Source organism: Humibacter sp., assembly GCF_035547335.1.
Classification (GTDB): Bacteria; Actinomycetota; Actinomycetes; order Actinomycetales; family Microbacteriaceae; genus Humibacter.
The window spans coordinates 1-21,117 of the sequence record NZ_DASZVF010000071.1 but is presented as its reverse complement, the minus strand read 5'-3'; the positions used below and the strand labels follow the sequence as shown (position 1 = coordinate 21,117).

At 69.0% G+C, this 21,117-nt stretch carries 19 protein-coding genes and 1 other RNA gene; 12 read left to right on the top strand and 8 right to left on the bottom strand.

Going from position 1 to position 21,117, the window contains the following annotated elements; translation table 11 throughout:
- Window positions 1-27 precede the first annotated feature (27 nt).
- A complete protein-coding gene (locus tag VHB92_RS14705; protein WP_325454516.1) occupies window positions 28-1,287 on the top strand; it encodes an amidohydrolase family protein in 1,260 nt (419 codons plus the stop codon).
- A gap of 15 nt (window positions 1,288-1,302) precedes the next feature.
- Here the strand turns inward: VHB92_RS14705 and VHB92_RS14700 are convergent, their stop codons facing one another.
- Window positions 1,303-2,064: an enoyl-CoA hydratase-related protein gene (locus tag VHB92_RS14700; RefSeq protein ID WP_325454515.1), complete on the bottom strand. Its 762-nt coding sequence runs from the start codon at window positions 2,062-2,064 to the stop codon at window positions 1,303-1,305.
- Between the two features lies 1 nt (window position 2,065).
- The gene (locus VHB92_RS14695) at window positions 2,066-2,812 is read right to left on the bottom strand and encodes a hypothetical protein (protein ID WP_325454514.1); all 747 of its coding nucleotides are present in this window, start codon (window positions 2,810-2,812) and stop codon (window positions 2,066-2,068) included.
- 34 nt (window positions 2,813-2,846) lie between these two features.
- Here VHB92_RS14695 and VHB92_RS14690 point away from each other — a divergent pair, with 34 nt between their 5' ends.
- Complete coding sequence (locus VHB92_RS14690) at window positions 2,847-4,061, top strand: acyl-CoA dehydrogenase family protein (protein WP_325454513.1); 1,215 nt, start codon at window positions 2,847-2,849, stop codon at window positions 4,059-4,061.
- Window positions 4,052-5,002, top strand: a complete 951-nt coding sequence (locus VHB92_RS14685) for an acyl-CoA dehydrogenase (protein ID WP_325454512.1) — start codon at window positions 4,052-4,054, stop codon at window positions 5,000-5,002. The genes VHB92_RS14690 and VHB92_RS14685 overlap by 10 nt, the downstream gene beginning before the upstream one ends.
- Before the next feature lie 58 nt (window positions 5,003-5,060).
- Here the strand turns inward: VHB92_RS14685 and VHB92_RS14680 are convergent, their stop codons facing one another.
- The 3 genes from VHB92_RS14680 to VHB92_RS14670 all read right to left on the bottom strand — a co-directional run bounded on the left by VHB92_RS14680 (window position 5,061) and on the right by VHB92_RS14670 (window position 7,804).
- The gene (locus VHB92_RS14680; protein WP_325454511.1) at window positions 5,061-5,528 is read right to left on the bottom strand and encodes an SDR family NAD(P)-dependent oxidoreductase; all 468 of its coding nucleotides are present in this window, start codon (window positions 5,526-5,528) and stop codon (window positions 5,061-5,063) included.
- A 264-nt stretch (window positions 5,529-5,792) separates the two neighbouring features.
- The gene (locus VHB92_RS14675; protein ID WP_325454510.1) at window positions 5,793-7,091 is read right to left on the bottom strand and encodes an acyl-CoA dehydrogenase family protein; all 1,299 of its coding nucleotides are present in this window, start codon (window positions 7,089-7,091) and stop codon (window positions 5,793-5,795) included.
- Window positions 7,088-7,804, bottom strand: coding sequence for an enoyl-CoA hydratase/isomerase family protein (locus tag VHB92_RS14670; RefSeq protein ID WP_325454509.1), 717 nt, complete (start codon window positions 7,802-7,804; stop codon window positions 7,088-7,090). The genes VHB92_RS14675 and VHB92_RS14670 overlap by 4 nt, the downstream gene beginning before the upstream one ends.
- Window positions 7,805-7,826: 22 nt before the next feature.
- On the opposite strand from VHB92_RS14670, the gene VHB92_RS14665 reads away from it, so the two are divergent.
- From VHB92_RS14665 to VHB92_RS14650, 4 genes are read left to right on the top strand one after another with little or no spacing between them, the layout of a single operon-like run.
- Complete coding sequence (locus VHB92_RS14665; protein WP_325454508.1) at window positions 7,827-9,101, top strand: hypothetical protein; 1,275 nt, start codon at window positions 7,827-7,829, stop codon at window positions 9,099-9,101.
- Window positions 9,098-10,222: an acyl-CoA dehydrogenase gene (locus tag VHB92_RS14660; RefSeq protein ID WP_325454507.1), complete on the top strand. Its 1,125-nt coding sequence runs from the start codon at window positions 9,098-9,100 to the stop codon at window positions 10,220-10,222. Before VHB92_RS14665 ends, VHB92_RS14660 begins: the two co-directional genes overlap by 4 nt.
- Window positions 10,219-11,700 (top strand): class I adenylate-forming enzyme family protein, encoded by a 1,482-nt coding sequence (locus tag VHB92_RS14655; protein WP_325454506.1) that lies wholly within the window; start codon window positions 10,219-10,221, stop codon window positions 11,698-11,700. The genes VHB92_RS14660 and VHB92_RS14655 overlap by 4 nt, the downstream gene beginning before the upstream one ends.
- On the top strand, window positions 11,697-12,491 hold the full coding sequence (locus tag VHB92_RS14650) for an enoyl-CoA hydratase/isomerase family protein (protein ID WP_325454505.1): 795 nt from the start codon (window positions 11,697-11,699) through the stop codon (window positions 12,489-12,491). Before VHB92_RS14655 ends, VHB92_RS14650 begins: the two co-directional genes overlap by 4 nt.
- 6 nt (window positions 12,492-12,497) lie before the next feature.
- Here VHB92_RS14650 and VHB92_RS14645 read toward each other — a convergent pair whose 3' ends face one another.
- Window positions 12,498-13,301, bottom strand: coding sequence for an enoyl-CoA hydratase/isomerase family protein (locus VHB92_RS14645; protein ID WP_325454504.1), 804 nt, complete (start codon window positions 13,299-13,301; stop codon window positions 12,498-12,500).
- A gap of 31 nt (window positions 13,302-13,332) precedes the next feature.
- Here VHB92_RS14645 and VHB92_RS14640 point away from each other — a divergent pair, with 31 nt between their 5' ends.
- Window positions 13,333-14,565, top strand: coding sequence for a CaiB/BaiF CoA-transferase family protein (locus tag VHB92_RS14640; protein ID WP_325454503.1), 1,233 nt, complete (start codon window positions 13,333-13,335; stop codon window positions 14,563-14,565).
- Here the strand turns inward: VHB92_RS14640 and VHB92_RS14635 are convergent.
- Window positions 14,555-16,204: a FadD3 family acyl-CoA ligase gene (locus VHB92_RS14635; RefSeq protein ID WP_325454502.1), complete on the bottom strand. Its 1,650-nt coding sequence runs from the start codon at window positions 16,202-16,204 to the stop codon at window positions 14,555-14,557. The two genes, VHB92_RS14640 and VHB92_RS14635, sit on opposite strands and share 11 nt — an antisense overlap.
- A gap of 33 nt (window positions 16,205-16,237) precedes the next feature.
- On the opposite strand from VHB92_RS14635, the gene VHB92_RS14630 reads away from it, so the two are divergent.
- Genes VHB92_RS14630 through VHB92_RS14615 form a run of 4 tightly spaced genes read left to right on the top strand, consistent with a single transcriptional unit; the run spans window position 16,238 to window position 20,809 of the window.
- Window positions 16,238-17,146 carry an SDR family NAD(P)-dependent oxidoreductase gene (locus VHB92_RS14630; protein ID WP_325454501.1) on the top strand — a complete coding sequence of 303 codons (909 nt, stop codon included), beginning with the start codon at window positions 16,238-16,240 and terminating at the stop codon, window positions 17,144-17,146.
- 14 nt (window positions 17,147-17,160) lie between these two features.
- Complete coding sequence (locus VHB92_RS14625) at window positions 17,161-17,562, top strand: nuclear transport factor 2 family protein (RefSeq protein WP_325454500.1); 402 nt, start codon at window positions 17,161-17,163, stop codon at window positions 17,560-17,562.
- A complete protein-coding gene (locus tag VHB92_RS14620) occupies window positions 17,526-18,395 on the top strand; it encodes an enoyl-CoA hydratase/isomerase family protein (RefSeq protein ID WP_325454499.1) in 870 nt (289 codons plus the stop codon). Before VHB92_RS14625 ends, VHB92_RS14620 begins: the two co-directional genes overlap by 37 nt.
- A 56-nt stretch (window positions 18,396-18,451) precedes the next feature.
- Window positions 18,452-20,809: a CoA transferase gene (locus VHB92_RS14615; protein ID WP_325454498.1), complete on the top strand. Its 2,358-nt coding sequence runs from the start codon at window positions 18,452-18,454 to the stop codon at window positions 20,807-20,809.
- A 166-nt stretch (window positions 20,810-20,975) separates the two neighbouring features.
- On the opposite strand, the gene ssrA is transcribed toward VHB92_RS14615, so the two are convergent.
- Window positions 20,976-21,117, bottom strand: a transfer-messenger RNA (tmRNA) gene (gene ssrA, locus VHB92_RS16715); the annotation flags it as partial.

Genomic DNA, 21,117 nt, shown 5'->3' with positions numbered 1-21,117 from the left:
CGCTATGGCTTGCTCGTGGCGCCGGCCGTGACCAGGTCCACGCCGGTTGCGGATGCCGGGGCGCGCGGCACACACCTGTCCAAGATCCCTCTGCTGGTCGATGTCGACGCCCACGTGGTGGAACCGCCCGACGTGTGGACCAACCGACTTCCCGAGCGTCACCGGGAACGGGGACCTCGCATCGTCCATGCCCCGGCGGGCGAGGTGAAGCTGGTCGGAGCGACCTACGTCGAGGCGCCCGGGACTGAGGGGCCCGACAACGTCGCGTGGTGGTTCTACGAGGACAAGACCGTCTCGCTCAAGCGCTATGTCGCCGCCGCCGGCGTACCCGCCGACGAGGTCACCATGACAGGCATCCGCTACGAGGACATGCGGCCGGGGTGCTACGACCCAGTCGCGCGCCTCGCAGACATGGATCTCAACGGCGTCGAGGCGCAGATGTGCTTCCCGAACTTCCCACGGTTCTGCGGTCAGATGTTCCTGTGGGGAGACGACAAGGCGCTCGCGAAGCTGTGCGTCGAGGCCTACAACGACTGGATGGTCGAGGAGTGGTGCGCGGGTTCCGGCCAACGACTGGTCCCGCTGTGCATCGTGCCGCTGTGGGACCCCGCGCTCGCAGCTGCAGAGGTTCGACGAAACGCTGCCCGCGGCGTGAGGGCCGTCGCGTTCAGCGAGATCCCGGCCTACCTGGGCCTGCCGAGCATCCACTCGGGCGCCTGGGACCCCTTCTTCGCTGCGTGCGAAGAGACCGGCACGGTGCTCGCCATGCACATCGGTTCCGGCACCCGGACGCCCCAGACCTCTGACGACGCCCCCGAGGCCGTCGCCGGGACGATCATCTTCGGCAACAGCGCCGCCAGCCTCGTCGACTTCCTCTTCTCCGGCGTGCTGCATCGGCACCCGAACCTGAAGCTCCTCTACGCCGAGGCCCAGATCGGATGGCTTCCCTACGTCCTGGAACGAGCCGACGACGTGTGGTTGACCCACCGAGGGTGGGCCCACGGTCAGGTCCACTGCCCTGAGCTGCCGTCGAGCTACTACTACCGCCAAGTGCACAGCTGCTTCTTCAAGGACCCCGTGGGTGTGCACCTGCTCGACAAGGTCGGCCTGGACAACGTGATGTTCGAGACCGACTATCCGCACCAGGACAGCACCTGGCCACACTCCCGCGAGGTCGCCGCCGAGCACTTCGGCCACCTTCCCCCCGATCAGATCATGAAGATCGCCCGCGGCAACGCGATCGAGCTGCTCGGGCTCGATCTGCCCCTGGAACGGCCAGCGAAGTAAGCGGGACCTGGCCGATCACCGCGCCCGCGCGGCCAAGGCATCCCGGATCCGTTGCACTGCGACTACGAACTCGGGGCGCTCGACCGACCACTCCTGCGCGGCGAGCTCGAGGTCGAACGCGGCGTCGTCGTCCGCGACCCAGCGGCTGAGCCGCAGCGAGTCCTTCGCCCGGCGCACCAGGTCGGCATCCCGCCCGGCGGCTCGGTCGGCTAGAGCGAACGCCGATCGCCGAGCTTCATCGCCCTCGAAGCAACGCCACGCGAGACCCGCGCGCACAGCTTCGTCGCCGGTCAACGCCTCGCCGAACAGGCACAGTGCCGCGGCCCCCTGCGCGCCGGTCCGCTCGAGCAGCCGGCGCAGGTGTCCCCCTCCCGGGTGGATCCCGACGTCGAGGAACCGTGGATCGAACCGCGCCTTGTCACCGGCGACGACCACATCGCAGGCGAGCGCCAGGTTGACGCCCGCGCCGACCGCAGCACCCTCGACCAGCGCCAGCGTCGGCACGGGGCACTCGAAGAGTGCGCGATAGCCGCGGTATGTATCGCGGAGCGGCCGCGCTCGGCTGATGAGTCCCTCGAGCGAGCCGCCGGAGCAGAAGACCGGAGGGGCCGCGGTGAGCACGACGGCCTTCGCTCCGGCGGCAAGGACCTCGGCCACCGCGGTGCCGATCGCCTCAGACATCTCGAACGAGAGGACGTTCCGTCGATCGGGATCGTTGAGCCGCAGCTCGCCCACGCCGTGGTCGCTGACGGTCCGGACAACCAGCTCGCGAGGCATGTCAGTCCGTCCAGTCGGTTCGGTCAGCTCGTTGAGGTTGCCGGCCGGTGCGCAGCGGAGCCAGCGGAGCGTCGACGAGCAAGAGCCGATGCCGACTCAACAGCTCGCCACTGGTCTTCGGCAGCAGACGCGACTCCCCGGATGCAGCGCGCTGCTCAGCGTGCCCCCAGCTCGGCCAGGCATCGATCGCCCAGAGGAACAAGATCTCATCGTCGTTCCCCATGACCGTCCGGAGAGCGCCGATGAGCCGCCATCCGTCAGGCGCAGAGCTGCGACTCTCCTCGACGGCGCAGTCCAAGACGTCCGCGGCAGCACCTGGACGAACGCGCGCAAGCTCGTGTGCGTACACCGGCGCTCCGCAGCCGGCGGCGCACAGACGCTCGATCGTCGGCATCTCCGGGTGCGGAACCATGATCCGGTCAACTCCGCCGGACCGCAGGTCTGCGGCGCCGGCCCACCAACGCTCGAGCGCTGGGTCCTGCATGGCCGCACCATCGACCTCGATCGCGAAGCTGGCCGCGAGCCCCCCGAACCCGTCCTCCTCCCAAAGGTTCACGGTCTGAGGCCACCGGCCCGTCGATCCAAGGACTCCCCACACCCCGAAGCACATCTGGTTCCGCTGGTCCTGGGCGATCGGGCTCCAGTTCGCGGTGATGTGGTGCATGTACTTGCCGCGGTTCTGCTTCGTGATGTCGATGAACTCGTGGATGTAGACCTTGTCGTTCACCGCTCCACCACCCGTTACCATAGTGGTCACTATATTCGAGCGGACGGGGCCGCTGATGGACCTCCGGCACTCCGATGCCGACATTGCGTTTCGCGACGAGCTGCGCGCGTGGCTGGCCGCGACGCTGCCGACGCTCCCGCCGGAACCGGACCGCGATGACTGGACGGCACACCGGGCGTACTGCGGTGCGTGGCAGCGGCGGCTGTTCGACGCCGGGTACGCAGGCCTCGACTGGCCGATCGAGTGGGGCGGTCGCGGCGCCACCCCGACGCGGCAGCTCATCTTCCTGTCGGAGCTGGCCCACGCCGACGCGCCCTACGTCGGCACCAACTTCGTAGGGCTGCTCCACGCCGGCCCGACCCTCATGGTCGAGGGGACGGACGAGCAGCGAGCGCAGCACGTGCCGGCGATACTTCGGGGCGAGCAGGTCTGGTGCCAGGGCTTCTCCGAGCCCGACGCCGGCTCCGACCTGGCCTCGCTGCGGACGGGCGCCGTGCGTGACGGTGACAGCTACCGGGTCACGGGACGCAAGGTGTGGACCAGCCATGCGATGGTCGCGGACTACTGCGAGCTCCTCGTCCGCACCGACCCATCGGCTCGCAAGCACCGTGGGATCAGCTGGCTCATCCTGCCGATGGATGCCCCGGGGGTGTCGGTACGGCCGATCAAGACGGCCGCCGGGACCAGTGAGTTCTGCGAGCTCGTCCTCGACGACGTCCCGATCCCCGTCGCCAATCGTGTCGGTGCAGAGGGCGACGGCTGGCGGATCGCCATGACGACGCTGGGGTTCGAGCGCGGGACGGCCTGGATCGGCGACATGATGACGACGCGGACGCTGTTGCGAAACCTGGTCGGCGTCGCCCGCCAGACGTCCGACGGCGCGACGAAGTCGTCGGCATGGTCTGACACCCACGTTCAGTCCGAGCTCGCACGCCTCGCGGCCGAGATCGACGGACTGTGGGCCCTGACCTATCGAAACGTCTCAGAGGCGACCTCCGGCCTCGTGCCCGAACGCGGCGCCTCGGTTCTCAAGCTTCGATTCACCGAGTGTCGTCAAAGACTTGACGACGTTGCCGCCGACATCCTCGGACGCGCATCACTGACGCTCGATGATCTTCCTGGTGTCGCGAGCGGCCGCTTCTCCGTCGACCGATTGACCACGCTGGCCTTCACGATCGCAGCGGGCACATCTCAGATCCAACGCAACATCCTCGCCGAACGCGCTCTCGGCCTGCCGAAAGAGCCGGAGGTGCGCATTCCATGCGGCTGACACCGTCCGAGGAGCAGCTGGACCTGCAGGGTGGCGTCCGAGACTTCGTACGCAAGGCATGGTCCGACCAACGCATCCGCGCAGCGCTCGACCAGCCTTTCGACGTCGAAGGCTGGGTAGAGCTCGATGCTTTGGGGCTCTTCGACCTCGACGGTCTGGGCGGCTTGGCAACGGCGACGATCGTGTTGGAGGAGCTCGGCCGCGCGCTCGTGCCGGGGCCGCTCGTCGCCACCATGCTGGCCCGGCGTCTGGTCCCAGGCGCCTTCATGGCGACCTGCCTTGACCGCACCCAACAGCCCGTGGTCGAGCATCTCGACTCCGCTACCCACGTCGTCGTCCTGGGTGAGCGGGTGGGGGTCGTGGCGACGTCGGACGTCCAGTGGAGACCGCTCGAGCCTCTCGACCCGCTGACGCCGGTCGGCTTCGTGGAAGGCGTGCGGGCGCATCCCACGGGGTCGGCCGCCGCCGACCCGTGGCGACTTTCTGCGACGCTGCTCTCGGCAGCGCTCGCGGTCGGCGTTGCCCAGGGTGCCTTGGACCTCGCGACCAGCTACGCGAAGCAGCGGGTCCAGTTCGGCCGACCCATCGGCTCGTTCCAGGCGATCAAGCACCTGCTGGCCGACATGCTCGCCCGCACCGAGGTCGCCCGATCGGCCGTGTGGTGGGCAGCTGCTACCGCCGATGACCCGGACGTCGGCGATCCCCGCCGGGCCACATCCAGCGCGGCGCTCCTGGCCACCGATGCCGCTACGGCGAATGGACGCGCCGGGATCCAGATCCACGGCGGGATGGGCTTCACGTGGGAAGTGCTCGCCCACCTCTACGCCAAGCGTGCGTGGGTGCTGCGGACGGCCTTCGGATCCCCGCAGGCACACACCCGGATCGTCGCGGACAGCTTGAAGGAGAGCTGCTCGGTCGGCGTCAGCGACGACCCCCCTTGAGCCCAGGCGTAACCGGCACCGCCGGGGCCCGTGGCGGGGTTGTCGATGAGCCCTTCCATCAGGCCGGCCGTGGAGCCCGTGATGATGATCGACCCGCCGCCACCGACGGGAAGGTGCGAAGTGCCGCGCCCACGGTGTTGAGGACCCCGACGAGGTCGACGTCGACACCATCGATGAAGGCCTGCGCGGGCGTCGGTGAGCTCATCGCCGTCACCCCCGCGTTCGCGACCACGACATCGAGGCGTCCGAGCTCGGCCCACGCTTGGTCGACCGCCTTCTGCACGTCCGCCTTGATCCGAACATCGCCCTTCACGACAATCGCACGGCGGCCGCGAGCCTCGACCTCCTTGACGGTCAGGGCGAGGTCTTCGTCGGTCGCCAGCGGATAGTTCATGCTGTCGAAGGTCGCGCAGATGTCCAGTGCGACGACGTGCGCCCCTTCGTCGGCTACGCGCATGGCGTGGCTTCTTCCCTGGCCACGAGCCGCGCCCGTGATCAGGACGACCTTGTCCTCGAACCTCTTCACGTCTTCTCCTCCTGCTGGACCGCGGTCAAGGGCGATGGGCTGACGTTCATGCGGTGGCGGAGCTGGCCAGGTCGCTCATGTCGACCCCTGTCCGGCGGTCGAACCTGGTCGCTGTGGAAGCTCGGAAAGCCCAAGGTCGCAGGGTTCTCCGTGAAGGTCAGTCGTCGGCCTGGGAAGCGCTGACGACCGGATCCGCTGGAGTAGCCATAGTAGTTACTATATGCGTGACCTGGTCCGCCAGCTGTCGGCCCCTCTGCGCCGTCCTCAGCTGCGCGGCACGTCACGCCACGGTCGCCCTTCCCACGCATCCGGCTCCTTCGGAAGCCCGAGCACGCGTTCGCCCAAGATGTTCTTGTTGACCTCGGTGGTCCCGCCCTCGATGGTGTTCGCGCGGCTGCGGAGCATGCCCTTGACCTCGAAGGGCAGCGACGCGGCCCACGCGGAGACATCACCGACGCCCGCGTCGCCCGGCCAGGCGGTACCGGCAGCGCCGAGCAGATCGGCGGCCGCTTCCTGGATGCGCTGGTTCAGCTCGGCACCGGCGACCTTGCCGATCGAGCTCTCGGCTCCGGGTGTGCCGCCGGCCTTCACCGCCGCCCGCACGCGGTCGTTGGTCCAACCACGGATCTGCTCTTCACACCAGAGGCGCACGATCCGCCGTCGCACGTGGGGGTCGTCCCAGCCGCCGCTCAGGTTCGCCGCGGCCCGTTGCTGCGCGAGTGTGACGAGGCGGCGCGCGCTTCCGCCCCCGATCCGGTCGACTCCGCCGCTTCCCGCGCCGGCGACCATCTGGCGTTCGCCGGCAAGGGTTGCGCGAGCGACCGTCCAGCCCCCGTTGAGGTCGCCGAGCAGCTGGTCGTCGGCTACGAATGCGTCGTCGAGGAACACCTCGTTGAAGTCGACCTCTCCGCCGATGTGCACGAGCGGACGGACCGTGACGCCGGCCTGGTGCATGTCCAGCAGGAAGTAGCTGATGCCGGCCCGCTTGGGCAGAGCCGGGTCCGTGCGGGCGAGCAGGATCCCCATGTCCGCGTCGTGAGCCCAGGTGGTCCAGACCTTCTGGCCGGTCACGGTCCACCCGCCCTCGACGCGCTCCGCCCGTGTGGCCAGCGCCGCGAGATCGCTTCCGGCGCCCGGCTCGCTGAACAGCTGGCACCACGTCTCGGACGCGTCGACGATCTTGGGCAGGTAGCGAAGGCGCTGCTGCTCGGTCCCGTGGGCGAACAGCGCGGCCGCCGTGTTGTTGAGCCCTAGGGGGTTGAGGCGAGGGAGGTGGAGGGGCGCCAGGACCGCGTCGGCGGCTCGTGCGAGCTCTCGTGACCAGTCGAGACCGCCGTACGGGACGGGCCACTGAGGGACGACGAGGCCGCTCCGGGCAAATGTCGGGTACCACTGCCGATACTCCGCGGGCGTACGGACGGTCCGCACGGCGGCCGGCCCACCCTTGACAGCCGCTTCTCGCCACGTCGGGGGGACGTTCGCGTCAGCCCACCGCCTGACGGCGTCCTCGGCCGCCCCGACCGTGCCGATCGACGCGAGCACACCCTTGGCGAGCTCGCTCATTCCGGGCTCCTGCGGCCGATCGCTTCCGAGCGGCCCACTTCCTGGGCACACCAGAGGGCGGCGCGCACCTCACGTGTGCGTTCCCGCGCCTGCGCGGCGATCTGGTGTGCGAGCTCGCTGGCGCGAGCCCGCAGCCGTTCGGGCGGCACAACCTCGCTGACCCAGCCCACCTGCCGGGCTCGCTCGGCGTCGACCTTCCCGTGTGCGCCGAGCAATGCCAGCCTCGCCGCTTCGCCGAACGCGCCTCGGCGGGCTAGCCCGATGGACTCGTACGCGCTGACCTGACCGACCGAGACGTGGGGGTCGAGGAAGGACGCGGCAGTGGATGCGATGACGATGTCGGCGTCGACGACGTAGTGCAGGCCACCTCCCGCGCAGATGCCGTTGATGGCCGCCACGACGGGCACTCCCAGCTTGAGGTGCCAGCCCGTCAGCCCTGGGTTGCCGTTCCTCGTGCGGCGCGACGCCGCCTTGAGCGCCTGGGGGTCCTTGGCCAGCTGGCGGACGTCGAGCCCGGTCTGGAACGCCCTTCCGCTACCGATGACGACCACTGCGCGTATGGACGGGTCGGCGTCGAGCGAGTGCCAGACGCCTGGCAGCGCATCAAGGATCGCGCCGTCGAAGGCGTTGCCCGCGTCTGGACGGTCGAACTCGAGCCAGCCGACGGCGCCGTCCTGGTGGACCCGCAAGCCTGCAGGCAACGCCGACGCCATGATGTGGCACATTGTAAGCACTATGGAGACGACATCGGCCCCGGCGGCGCCCTCGAAGCCGACGATCACGCCCGAGGCGCTGGCCGAGCTCCGCGCACGCATCGGCATCGCACAGCCATATCCCGCTCCCCCGCACTACCGCTGCCCCGGGACCGACGCCTTCCGGACCGTCGCGTGGAGCTACGGGGATGACAACCCGCTCTACGCCGACCCGGAGTACGCGACGGGCACTGTGTGGGCGATGCCGATCGCGCCCCCCTCGCTGGTCGGTGGCGACAGCCTCATCGGCGAGGACGGGTTGACGGAGGATGACCGGTCGCGCGCCGAACGGCTCAAGGGTGATCCGCTGCGCGGCGTGCACGCCTTCTACGCAGCCAGTGAGCGCGAGTGGTGGGCTCCGCTGCGGGCGAACCGCAGAGTGAAGCGCCGCACTGCGCTCGTCGGTGTCATCGAGAAGCCCAGCGAGTTCGGGGGGGTCGGAGTCCAGGAGTGGACGGCCCAGGTGTTCCAGGACGACAGCGGCACCGTTCTGGGCGCGCAGTACCGGATGATGTTCCGCGCTGAGCGCGAGAAGTCAAAGGAACGCGGGAAGTACGCGGCGATCGAGCCTCAGGTCTGGGATGACGAGGCGCTCGCACGCATCGACGAGGGCTACGACGGCGAGCAGCGCCGCGGAGCTGAGCCGCGTTGGTGGGAGGACGTCGAAGAAGGCGACCCCCTCGGCCCGCTCCACAAGGGGCCGCTGACGGTCACCGACATGGTCTGCTGGCACGTCGGCATGGGCATGGGCATGTACAACGTGGCTCCGCTCCGCCTCGGCTACAAGAACCGCCAGCGCGTGCCGCGCTTCTATCACCGCGACCCCCAGAACATCCCCGACGTGATGCAGCGAGTGCACTGGGACCCGGAGTACGCGCGACGGACAGGCGTGCCTACGACGTACGACTACGGACGCATGCGCGAGACGTGGCTGATCCACCTCTGCACGGACTGGATGGGGGACGACGCGTGGCTGTGGAAGCTCGGTGTCGAGTTCCGCAGCTTCAACTACGTCGGCGACCTGCAGACGATCACGGGCGTCGTCACCCGTAAGTACCTCGCTGAGGGGGGACGACCAGCCGTCGATCTGACGCTCGAGGCGAGGAGCCAGCGAGGAGAGGTCACGTCGCCGGGTACCGCGACGATCCTGTTGCCCAGTCGTGACCATGGACCGGTGCGACTTCCGCACCCACCCGGTGCGGGGACCGACCTCCAGGCCACGCTCGACGGCGTCATCGCGGCGTTCGATCGCCGATGAACCCCACCGCGACCGTCGGGTTCAGCGACAGTGACCGCGCAGAGCTCCATGCAGCTCTGCGGGCAGCGCTCGACGACCTCTGCCCTCCGCAGAAGGTCCGCGCGGACGTGCAGTCCGCGGAGGGATGGGACCGCGCGCTGTGGCGGCGCTTGTGCACAGAGGTCGGTCTTGCCGGTCTCGGCGTCCCCGTGGACCTCGGCGGAGCCGGCGGTGGACTGGCCGAGGTAGGCACCGCCTTCGAAGAAGCCGGAGCGGCCCTGCTGTGCGCGCCGTTGCTGTCCACCGTTGCACTTGCGCTCCCTCAGCTGCTCGGTTCTGGAGACCGGACAGCCATCGCGGACTACGTGCCGGCGATCCTGTCTGGGGAGCTCGTCGCCACCGTCGCCGCGGCTGACCTCGCGGGCGCTCATCCCCCGGCAGCGCGCGTGCGGGCGACGAGCGGGCCCGGGGGATGGCGCCTGGATGGAGCCGCCGGGCACGTCGTCGACGCCACGGCCGCCGACCTCATCCTCGTGCCCGCGTGGACCGAGGACCGGATGGCGTGCTTCGCGGTGGAGCGCGGTGCGGATGGGCTGCGTGTCGAGAACCTCACGACGCTGGACTTGACGCGGCGCCAGGCGCACCTGCACTTCAAGGCCACGCCCGCGCGTCTGATCGGCTCGCTCGGCGCGGAGGACGCCGTCGCGCGCGGGTTTGCCCAGGCGCGGGCACTCCTCGCCTGCGAGATGGCAGGTGGATCGGCCCACGTGCTCGACATGACCGTCACCTACGTGAAGCAGCGCGTGCAGTTCGGCCGGCCGATCGGCAGCTTCCAGGCGGTGAAGCAGAAGTGCGCTGATCTCCTCATCGCCGTCGAATCGTCCCGCTCCGCCGCTCGGCACGCAGCAGCGGCAGATCCGGCCGAGCTCGTCGTCGCTGCGGCGGTCGCGCACGCCTTCTGCGGTGAGGCGTACCGCACGGTGACCGCCGCCGCCATCCAGCTGCACGGTGGGATCGGCTTCACCTGGGAGCACGATCTGCACCTGTACTTCAAAAGGGCGCGCGCGAGTGCGGTGATGCTCGGCACCGAGTCGCAGGACCTGGACATCGTCGCCTCCCACCTCGAGCGGTCGGCGTCTTGACGGCCGGCCCGCTCTACGCGCTGCTGTCGGAACATCCGTCTGCTGCGGACGAGGCGCTCGTGACGACGATCGACGGTTCGGTGTCCCTCGCTGAGGTGCGACGGTCCGTCGACACATTGGCGTCGACGCTCGCGGAGACCGGAGTCCACGCGGGCCACCACGTCGCCGTCGTCATCGACGACGGCATCGGCGCGCTCGTCGGCGCTTTCGCGACCTGGAAGATCGGTGCTGTGGTCGTGCCTCTCAACGCACGGCTGACCACCGCAGAGCTGCGGGACGCCCTCACGTCAGCCGCACCGGCGGCAGTCGTGGCGGACGATCCGAGCCGCGCTCCCGCTGGGCATCGCGTGCTCGAGCGGGCCGGCCTGACCACGTGGAGAGCTGTCCCCGGCACGCTCGCCCACGCCCCGGCCGAGCAGGGCGAGGACGCGGCGCTCGTCATGCGCACATCTGGCACCACGGGCGCGCCGAAGGCCGTCGTGATGCGCCACAGCGGCGTGCTGGGTGGGATCGACACCGTCGCTGGACAGCTTCGCGCGCGGCCGAGCGACACGGGCCCGAAGGCGCCGATGCCCAACCTCATCCCGACCTCCTTGGGCCTGTGGGCAGGCCTCTGGAACGCGCTGTTCGGCCTCCGCGTCGGTGCCCCGCTCGTGCTGATGGACCGCTTCGAGACGACGACCTTCGCGACACTCGTGCAGCGTCATGGGATCCGTTCGACGATCCTCGCACCGGCGATGATGAGCATGCTCACCGCTGATCCGGACATCACCGACCTTGCCCCCCTGCGACTCGTACGGTCCGTCACCGCACCCCTGACTCCTGCGCAGGCGCGGGCGTTCCGCGAGCGCTTCGGCGTCGGAGTCCTCAACTGCTACGGCCAGACCGAGCTCGGCAGCGAGGTGGTCGGTTGGACGGCGAAAGACCTGCGCGACTACGGCGACGACAAGCTCGGTGCGGTCGGCCGCGCTCACCCGGGCGTCGACATCAAGATCCTCGACGAGCAGGGAAACGTCGCGGCGGACGGAGTCGGAGAGGTGTGGATCCGGTCTCCCTTCCTCAGCCAGCAGGACGACGCCATCGCCGCTCGGCTCGACGAAGCGGGCTTCCTGCAGACAGGAGACATCGGGCGGGTCGACGCCGACGGCTTCCTCTGGCTGGAGGGTCGCGTCTCGGACGTCATCAACCGCGGCGGCCTCAAGGTGATGCCGCAAGAGGTCGAGGATGCCATCCGCGTGCAGCCCGGTGTGGCGGACGTGTGCGTTGCCGGCGTTCCAGACGATCGGCTCGGCGAGGTCCCGGTGGCGTGGCTCGTCGCGGTCTCCGGCGCAGAGATCCGGCCCGACGAGATAGCCAGTGCGCTCCGCGCCCGCCTGGCGCCCTACAAGCTGCCGGTCGACCTCCGGGTGGTGGACGAGCTGCCCCGGAACGAGATCGGGAAGGTGCTGCGCCGCAGCCTCATCGAGGGATACCCATGACCTATGACAACCTCGTCGTCGAGCGACGCGGGAAGGTCGGTTGGATCGTCTTCAACCGTCCCGATCGGCGCAACGCGATGAACAACGCCATGCGCGATGAGCTGCGGACCGCGTGGACGCAGATGCAAGAAGATCCCGAGGTCGTCGTCATCGTCAACGCGGCGAATGGGCCGTCGTTCCAGACCGGCGCTGACATGGTCGAGATCGCGACCGATGGACAGGGCTTCCAGCGCTACCGCGAATCGGTCGAGGCATGGGACCTCGGTTTCACCGGCTGGCACGTCGGCGTGGACAAACCGATCATCGCCGCGGTCAACGGGATCTGCGCGGGGGGCGGCTTCCACTTCGTGGCGGACGCGGACATCGTGTTGGCGGGGAGCGATGCGCAGTTCACGGATCCACACGTGTCCGTCGGCCAGGTGAGTGCCTTCGAGACGATCGGGCTCATGCGGAAGATCCCGGCCGAGGCTGTGTTGCGCCTGGCCCTCGTGGGCCGTTACGAGCGCATGTCCGCGCACCGCGCCTACGAGCTGGGTCTGGTCGGCGAGATCGTCGATCCTCCGGAACGGCTGCACGACGCAGCGCAGGAGCTGGCGGAGAAGATCGCACGGAACTCCCCAGCGGCGCTGCGGGCGACCAAGCGCGCCCTGTGGGGCGCGCTGGAGATGGGTCTGACGGACGCCTGCAAGGCGGGCGTGAAGGAGCTCGTCGCGCTCTGGGGTCACCCCGACCAGACCGAAGGTCCGGCTGCGTTCGCCGAGAAGCGCGAGCCGCAGTGGCAGCGCTCCTAGGCGCCGTCATCGCCCGCGGAACTCCGGAGGCCGCTTCTCTGACAGTGCGCTGAGGCCCTCCCGGAAGTCGGGGCTTCGACTCGACAGCTCCATCGCGTGTGCCTCGGCGGCCAGCTGACTGCTGAGACCGTGGTCCCACGTCGTGGCGAGCAGGCTCTTCGTGAGGCCGAGTGCGACCGTCGGACCGGCGGCCAGCCGCGCCAGGACCTCCTCGGCAGCTTCGCTGACGCGGGATGACGGCACCGCCAGAGCGACAGCCCCCATGGCGGCCGCTTCGGCCCCTGAGATCTCTCGCGCGAGGAGCAGGAGCTGTCGGGCTCGGACGGGACCGACGAGGCGAGGCAGCAGCCAGGTGCTCGCCGAGTCGGGCGTGAAGCCCCGATCGAGGAACGGCCACCAGATCCGGGCGTCGTCCGACGCGACGGTGATGTCGGCGGCGAGGGCGAGCTGCGCGCCGATCCCGACCGCCCAGCCGCGGACCGCGCAGACCACTGGGAGCTGGATGGTGAGCAGAAGGGAGATGACTCGTCCTGATGCGACGGGGATGCGCCGTTGGATGCTGCCCGTTCGTGGCCTCGCCCCATCGGTCCGGTTGCGCCCCACGATGTCGAAGCCGCCGCAGAAGTGATCTCCCGCGCCGGTCAGCGCGATGGCGCGCAGCGACTCGTCGGTCGAGGCAGTCTCGAGGGCTCGGATCAGTCCGGACACCGACTGGTCAGTGAGGGCGTTGCGGCGTTCCGGCGCGTTCAACGTCACCGTCAGGACGTCACCGCTGACCTCGATGTCGAGGCCTTCTACGGACTCATACACGGACCGGACCCATCTCCGTATAGTAGCCGCTATGGAGACGGGCAGGTTGCTGGCGGGTCTCCGGGTGATCGAGTGCTCGATGCTCGGCCCGGGCGCGGCGACGACACCTTTCGCAGACCTCGGCGCCGACGTGATCAAGGTCGAGCCTCCCGGTGGCGACTACGTGCGGAAGATGGCGTGGCCCTGGGTCAACGGTGTCTCGCTCCTCCACCTCCACATCAGCCGGGGCAAGCGCAGCATCGTCCTGGACCTGCGGCAGGCGGACGGCCGCCAGGCGTTCCTCGACCTCGTCGCGAACGCCGACGCGGTGCTCGAGGCGATGCGCCCCGGCGGTCTCGCGCGACGAGGTCTCGGCTACGAGGTGCTGGCAGCCGTGAACCCGCGCATCGTGCTCTGCACGCTGTCGGGCTACGGCATGACCGGCCCGTACCGAGAGCTTCCCAGCCACGGGATCGCCTACGACACGTGGGCGGGCGTGGTCGCGCCCGAGCGAAGCGCCGAGGGGATGCCGGCGATCCCCAACCACACCTCGATCGGGATCAATGCCGGGCCGCTCTACGCGGCCCTGGGGATGCTCAGCGCGGTGCTACGCGCCCGCGAGACGGGTCACGGCTGTCACGTGGAGGTCGGGCAGAGCGACGCCGCGGCTTGCTTCGACTGGCTCCGCAGCGAAGGCACGCGCGCGTACCTGAGGCCAGAGGATGAGGTCACTGGCAACGCATCCGACGGGTTCGTGCGTCGGCCACCGGGCACGGACGGCATGCAGGATGCCGTGCGGTACCAGTTCTACGAGAGCAGCGACGGACACATCCTGTTCATGGCGTCGGAGCAGCACTTCTGGAAGAACTTCTGCGCCGCCGTCGGCCGCGATGACCTCTACACCGCGCACCCCGGCAATGCATTGGCAGACCATGCCCGCGGCGAGGTGGCGTTGCGAGCTCAGCTCGTCGACATCTTCCGCACGCGCCCGACTGCGGCCTGGGTCGAGCTCGGGCTCAGCCACGATGTTCCGATCGCTCCCGTGAACACCCCGGCAACGATCGCGGACGACCCGCACTTCCACGAACGCCTGCCTTGGCAGCCGGCGAGCCGGTTGGGTGCCGACCAGCTGCCTTTCCCCGTCCGCGTCGTGGGTGAGCAACCGGTGTCGGCCGAGCGCGGAGCACCCACCGCCGGCCAGGACACCGAATCGGTGCTGCGTGACGTCGCCGGCTATGACGACGCACAGATCGCGGCGCTGCGCGCCGCAGGGGTCACCAGCTGAGGCTGCCCTCGAGACCGGCGGCACGCAGCTCACCCTTGAGGACTTTGCCGCTCGCGTTCATCGGCAGTGATTCGACGATCCGAACGCGGCGGGGAACCTTGTAGTTCGCCATGTTCGCTCGGGCGTACGTGACGACGTCGTCGGCGGTGATCGATCGGCCCTGCCGTGGGATCACGAACGCCACACCGACCTCCCCCATCCGCTCATCAGGAACGCCGATGACCGCGACCTGCGCAACCTCCGGGTGGCCCAGAAGGATCCCCTCTATCTCGGCGGGATAGGCGTTGAAGCCGCCGACGATGTACATGTCCTTGATGCGATCGGTGATGTGCACTCGCCCGGAATCGTCGATGATCCCGACGTCACCGGTGTGGAGCCAGCCGTCTGCGTCGATGACCTGCGAAGTCGCCTCCGGGTCGTCGAGGTAGCCACGCATCACCGTGTAGCCCCGGACGTGGATCTCCCCTGGTACGCCCGGCGCCGTCGGGGTTCCCTCGGCATCGACGGTGCGGACGTCCAGGCCCGGCAGCGGCCGGCCCGCGGTGGTCGCGACGACCTCGACAGGGTCGTCGTAGCGGCACATCGAGACGATCGCGCAGGACTCGGTCAACCCGTAGCCGGTGACGACGTCGCTGAAGCCGATCTCGTCGCGGACGCGTTCCAGGAGCGGCGCCGGGACCGCCGCGGCGCCGGTGACGGCCAGCCGAAGCGTCTCGACACCGTCGCGTGAGAAGTCGGGGTGTTCCAGCATGGTCTGGTAGAGCGTCGGGGTGCCGGGCAGAACCGTGATGCGTTCCCGCGCGATGACCCGGAGCACCTCGGGCACGTCAAGGGTTCGTTGCGGCACGATGCACGCCCCGGTCAGCAGGCAAGCGAGCCAGCCGGCCTTGTAGCCGAAGCCGTGGAAGAACGGGTTGACGACGAGGTAGCGATCACCCTCTCGCAGTCCGACGACCGCGCTCCAGACCCCATACGCGCGCAGGGTCTGGGCGTGTGTGCACATCGCGCCCTTGGGCCGGCCGGTCGTGCCCGAGGTGAAGAGGACGTCGGAGAGGTCGTGCGGGCTGACGGCCTGGGCCCGCGCCTCCAGCTCGTCGTCGTGAACAGCTGCGCCGGCAGCGAGGAAGTCCTCCCAGGTCTGGACTCCGTTCCGGGGCTCGCCGCCGATCTCGACGATCCGGTCGAGCGCCGGCAGGGGCTCACCGGCTGCCTCCAGCATCGCCGGGTAGTCCTTGCCCAGGAAGCCGGCGACGGTCACGAGCAACCGCGCGCGCGAGCGACGCAGCACGAAAGCTGCTTCCGGGCCGAGGAACCGGGTGTTGAGCGGGACCAGCACGCCGCCGACCCGTTGCGCGCCCAAGGCCGCGACGATCCACTCCGCGCAGTTGGGCGCCCAGACCGCGACCCGGTCCCCGTGGCGAACGCTGCTCGCGATCATCGATCGAGCTGCGGCGTCCACGGCGTCGTCGAGGTCGGCCCACGTCCATCGGCGCTCGCCGTCGACCAATGCCTCAGCGTGGGGGGTCGTGGCGGCCCGGTGCGCGAGCACCGCTGCCGTGGTGGGCCAGAGCCGATCGGCCCGGGGGTCGACGTCCTGGGGCGTGGTCGCGAGGTCGCCCATCGCGTCGGAAGCAGGCATAGTAGTCACTATATTCGGCGACTGGAGGTCACGTTGAGTCCGCTGCTCGAAGGCAAGGTCGCGATCGTGACCGGTGCCGCCCACGGGATCGGGCGCGGACACGCGCTCGAGCTTGCACGACACGGCGCGCGCGTCGTCGTGAACGACCTCGGCGGGGCCGTGGACGGTGCGGGCGCGGGACGCGACGCGGACGAGGTCGTCGCCCTCATCGAGAAGGCGGGCGGCACTGCGATCGCCGACTACGGCAACATCGCCGTCGAGGCCGACGTCAAGAGTCTCGTCGATCGCACCGTCGCGGAGCTCGGCCGCCTTGACATCGTCGTCAACAACGCCGGCATCGTCCGCGACAAGGCGATCTGGAACATGTCGACCGACGACTTCGACATGGTCATGGCCGTGCACGTGCGCGGAACGTGGTTGACGACCCGTGCCGCGGCGCAGCACTGGCGCGGCCGGGTCCAGGCCGGCGAAGCTGTGCGTGGACGGATCATCAACACGACGTCGGGTGCCGGCCTGTCCGGCAACTTCGGCCAGAGCAACTACGCAACGGCCAAAGCCGCGATCGTCGGACTCACCCTCACCACGAGCCTTGAGCTCGCCAAGCTCGGCGTCACGGTCAACGCGATCGGACCAGGCGGCATGACCAGGATCACCGCGACGATGGCGGGCCAGCCCGTCATCGAGCCGGACGACCTTGGGCCGGACGAGTACCACCCGATGGATCCGGCGGGCAGCTCGCCGCTGGTCGCGTGGCTGGCGAGCGATGAGTCCCAGCTCATCACCGGCCAGGTCATCCGCGCGATCCACGACAAGCTCTACCTCATGAAGGGCTGGCACGAGGCCGCATCTGCCTCGTCCAATGAGACCCGTTGGAAGGCCGAGACCCTGGGCAGCACGGTGGCGACCCACCTGTTCGGGACGCGCGCAGCCGGCCTCGGATGAGAGCGCGTAAGGACGTGAGCACCATCGACGACGCCGAGGCGATCCGGACCTTGATCGCACGCATCGCTCACACTGCGGACGCGGCCCACGACATCGAGGAGACCGTCCTGCTCTACACCCCCGATGCGGTCTGGGAGCTCGGCGATACCCGCGTTGTGGGTCATGACGACCTTCGCGCTGCGGCAGAGGTGCGTCGTCGTGAAGGCCGTGCCGGACCCGGGACGTTCTCGCGGCACCTCGTCAGCACGGTTGCGGTTGCGGTGCACGGGAACACCGGCGTCGCAGACTCGTACTGGCAGTTCTTCACCCACACCGGGGGCCAGCCGCACCTCGACTCGATGGGCGCCTACCGCGACAAGGTCGTGCGCACCGAGGAGGGATGGCGTGTCTCGAGAAGGACGATCACCGCGGGATAGGGGCACCGTCAGGGAGGTGCGACGTGAACAATGATGCTCCGAATCGTGATGCTCCGACGGTCCTGTACGAGGTTCGGGAGGGTGTTGCGCATGTGACGTTGAACCGTCCTGAGGTGCACAACGCATTCAACGTCCGGATGCAAGCTGAGCTCGAGCGTGTGTGGGACTCGGTGCGTACGGACGACGACATCAGGGTCGTGGTCCTCACGGGGGCCGGCGACAAGGCTTTCTGCACGGGCATCGACCGCGCGGACATCCCCGTGGACGATGACTTCGACCCGTTCACCTATCAAGACCCGGGTCGTCGCATCGGGCCGAAGAGTCAGGGCGTCTGGAAGCCGGTCATCGTGGCCATCAACGGCATGGCGTGCGGTGGTGCGTTCTACTTGATCGGGGAGAGCGACATCGCCATCGCGTCGGCAAACGCGACGTTCTTCGATCCCCATGTCACCTACGGCATGGCCGCTGTCTTCGAGCCCATCCTGTTGGGCGGCGGCCGGCTGGGGTTCTCTGAGATCGTGCGCATGTCGCTGCTCGGCGCTCATGAGCGGATCAGCGCCAGAACCGCGCGCGAGATCGGACTGGTGACCCAAGTTGTCGAGCCCGACGACCTCGGTGGCGAAGCGACGCGGCTCGCACGGCTCATCGCGTCGCAGCCTCCGGCGGCCATCCAGGCCACGCTCCGCACGCTGTGGGCCGCACGCGAGCTCACGCCTGGACAGGCAAAGGATCTGGGAAACGTGTTCCTCCACCTCGGCACAACATCACGCGCCCTCACCGACGGCCAGGAGCTCTTCGAAGGGCACCGACGCCCCGAGTGGTCGATTCGCTGACGGGTGCTTCGCGCCAGTCCATAGTAACTGGTATGGACCGGCTGTACCCTGTGCCGATGGTGGATGGCGGAATCCTGCGGGACCTGGACGTTCTCGACCTCTCGTGGGGCATCTCGGGGCCGATGACCGGCATGCTGCTCGCCGACCACGGAGCCCGAGTGACCCGGATCGAGCCTCCGACCGGGGATCCGTTCGCAGACCTTTCGGGGACCCGCGTCTGGCTGCGTGGCAAGCGCCGGGCGACGCTGGACCTGCGCGACGCGGCCGACCGCGACGTCTTCCTCGCTCTCGCCCGTAAGGCCGACGTCGTGATCGAGAGCTTCGCACCCGGCGTCGCCGCCAAGCTCGGGATCGACCACTCCAGGTTGCTGGCCGCGAACCCTCGCCTCATCCACTGCTCGATCACCGGCTACGGCGAGACGGGCGCCCACGCCGGCCGTCCCGCCTACGACGCGTTGGTCGCGGCGCGCACCGGCCAGCAGTTCGAGAGTCGCGGCGTTGTGGGGACGACGATCGGTCGTCTGTCGGGCACTGAGGTCCTGCCGGGCTACGAAGGGCCCGAAGGTTCGTTCGTCGGAGCAGACCGGCCCGGGCCGCTCTTCAGCGGCATCCCTTGGATCAGCTTGGCGACCTTCTACAACGCCTCTGTCGCCATCAACGCTGCCTTGGTCGCCCGGGAGACCACGGGCCGCGGACAGCACGTGCACACGTCGCTGCTGCAGGGGGCGCTGGCCACCACCTTCTGCGCCTGGCAGCGCGTAGAGCGGGCCGACCGGGCCGGGTTCAACTCGTGGATCTTCGACCCACGGGCTCCGAAGGGCTTCTACCGCGGTGCAGACGGCAAGTGGACCCACCACTGGGTGCCGCTCCCGAGCTTCATCCTGCGCGCCGCCGAGCTCGAATCGCTCGACGCCGATGCCAAGCTGCCGGCGCCACGAGATGCGCCGATGCGCATCTCCCCCGGCGCGGACGACATGGTCGTCCTGCACGCGTACCACCAGCAGATGAGCGACGCGGTCGCGAAGTTCCCGGCGGCGGACTGGGCGAAGCTGGCTGCGCGCGTCGGCGTCCCCGTGCAGGAGGTCCGGTCGCCGGAGGACGCTTTGCGCGACCCGCTCCTCCTTGAAGACGGATGCGTCGTCGAGGTTGACGGCGTCCGCATGGTGGGCCGGACCTACCAGTTCGAGAAGACGCCGGCCCCTCCGATCCGGGGCGTGGCAGCGGCCGGCGAGCACACCGACGACGTCCGTCGAGAGGCGCAGGACGCGCCGTTCGTGACAGCCACCAGCAAAGGCCGCCAGATCGCCTCACCGCTCGAGGGCGTTGTCGTCCTCGACCTCGGCCTGGCAGTGGCAGGTCCCTACGGCACCCAGCTCCTCTCCGACCTTGGCGCAAACGTCATCAAGGTCAACAACCCGCTGTTCGACTCGTTCTGGCTGCAGACGAGCATCGGCATGGCCTGCAACCGGGGGAAGCAGGCCATCACCATCGACCTGAAGACCGCCGACGGTATGGCGACCTTGCATGACCTGGTCCGCACCGCCGACGTCGTGCAGCACAACATGCGCTATGACGCGGCCGAGCGGCTCGGGGTCGACTATGAGTCGCTGAAGAAGGTCAACCCGGACCTCATCTACTGCCACACCCGAGGGCACGATCCCGCTCGCATGCTGCTGCCCGGCAACGACCAGACGGCTGCCGCCCTCGCGGGGGCGTCGTGGATGGAAGGAGGTGCCGAGTCCGGAGCAACCCCGATCTGGCCGAACACCTCACTCGGCGACACCGGGAACGGGTTCCTGTCGGCCATCGCCATCCTCCAAGCCCTGTACCACCGCAATCGAACAGGCGAAGGCCAGTACGTCGAGACCTCGATCCTTTACGCACACCTCCTCAACACCTCGCTGGCAAGCGTCGACATGACGGGCGCTGGCAGCGGCCGGCCGATCCTCGACGCAGAGCAGCTGGGGTGGAACGACCGCTACCGCCTGCACGAGACCGCCGACGGCTGGCTGTGCGTCGCACTAGCCACCGACCAGCAGGTCGCTCACTTCCAACAGATCACGAGTGGCGATCTCAGGACCCGCAGCGCGAGTCAGTGGTTCAAGGAGCTCGACGCTGCCGGCGTTCCGTGCGAGGTCGCTGACGAGGACTTCGTCCTCGGGCTGTACGACGACCCCGAGATGATCGCGAAGCGCTGGGTGGTCTCCTACGAGCAGCCGCTCGTAGGACGCATGGATGTTGCCGGCCTGCTGTTCGACCTGGAAGAAACGCCTGGAGTCGTTCAGGGCCCACCGATCGTCATGGGCCAGGACACCCGCAGAGTCCTCGAGCGCCTCGGCTACGACGATGCCCGCATCGATGACTTGATCGCGAGCGGCGCCGTAGCAGAAGCGCCGTCGGCGCTCACGTCCTGATGCTGGCCACCCACGTGGACGCGTGAGCCAGTCTGGAGGTGGCCGCACCCGGCACTAGCGGGACGACCCACCCGGCTCTGACCGTGCGAACAGGAGCAAGCAGCCGCCTCTCCGACCCTGGATCTCACACAGCCAGGTCGTATAAGCGCAGGTCAGAGCACGATCTTGGTGGAGGTGGCGGGAATCGAACCCGCGTCCTCCGGCACCGAGCACAGGTCTTCTCCGGGCGCAGCTCACGCTGTCGGTCTGCTCGGCCCCGGGACTGTCGTGAGCGACTTCCCGCCGGGCCCAGCCGCTGTGGTTGTCCC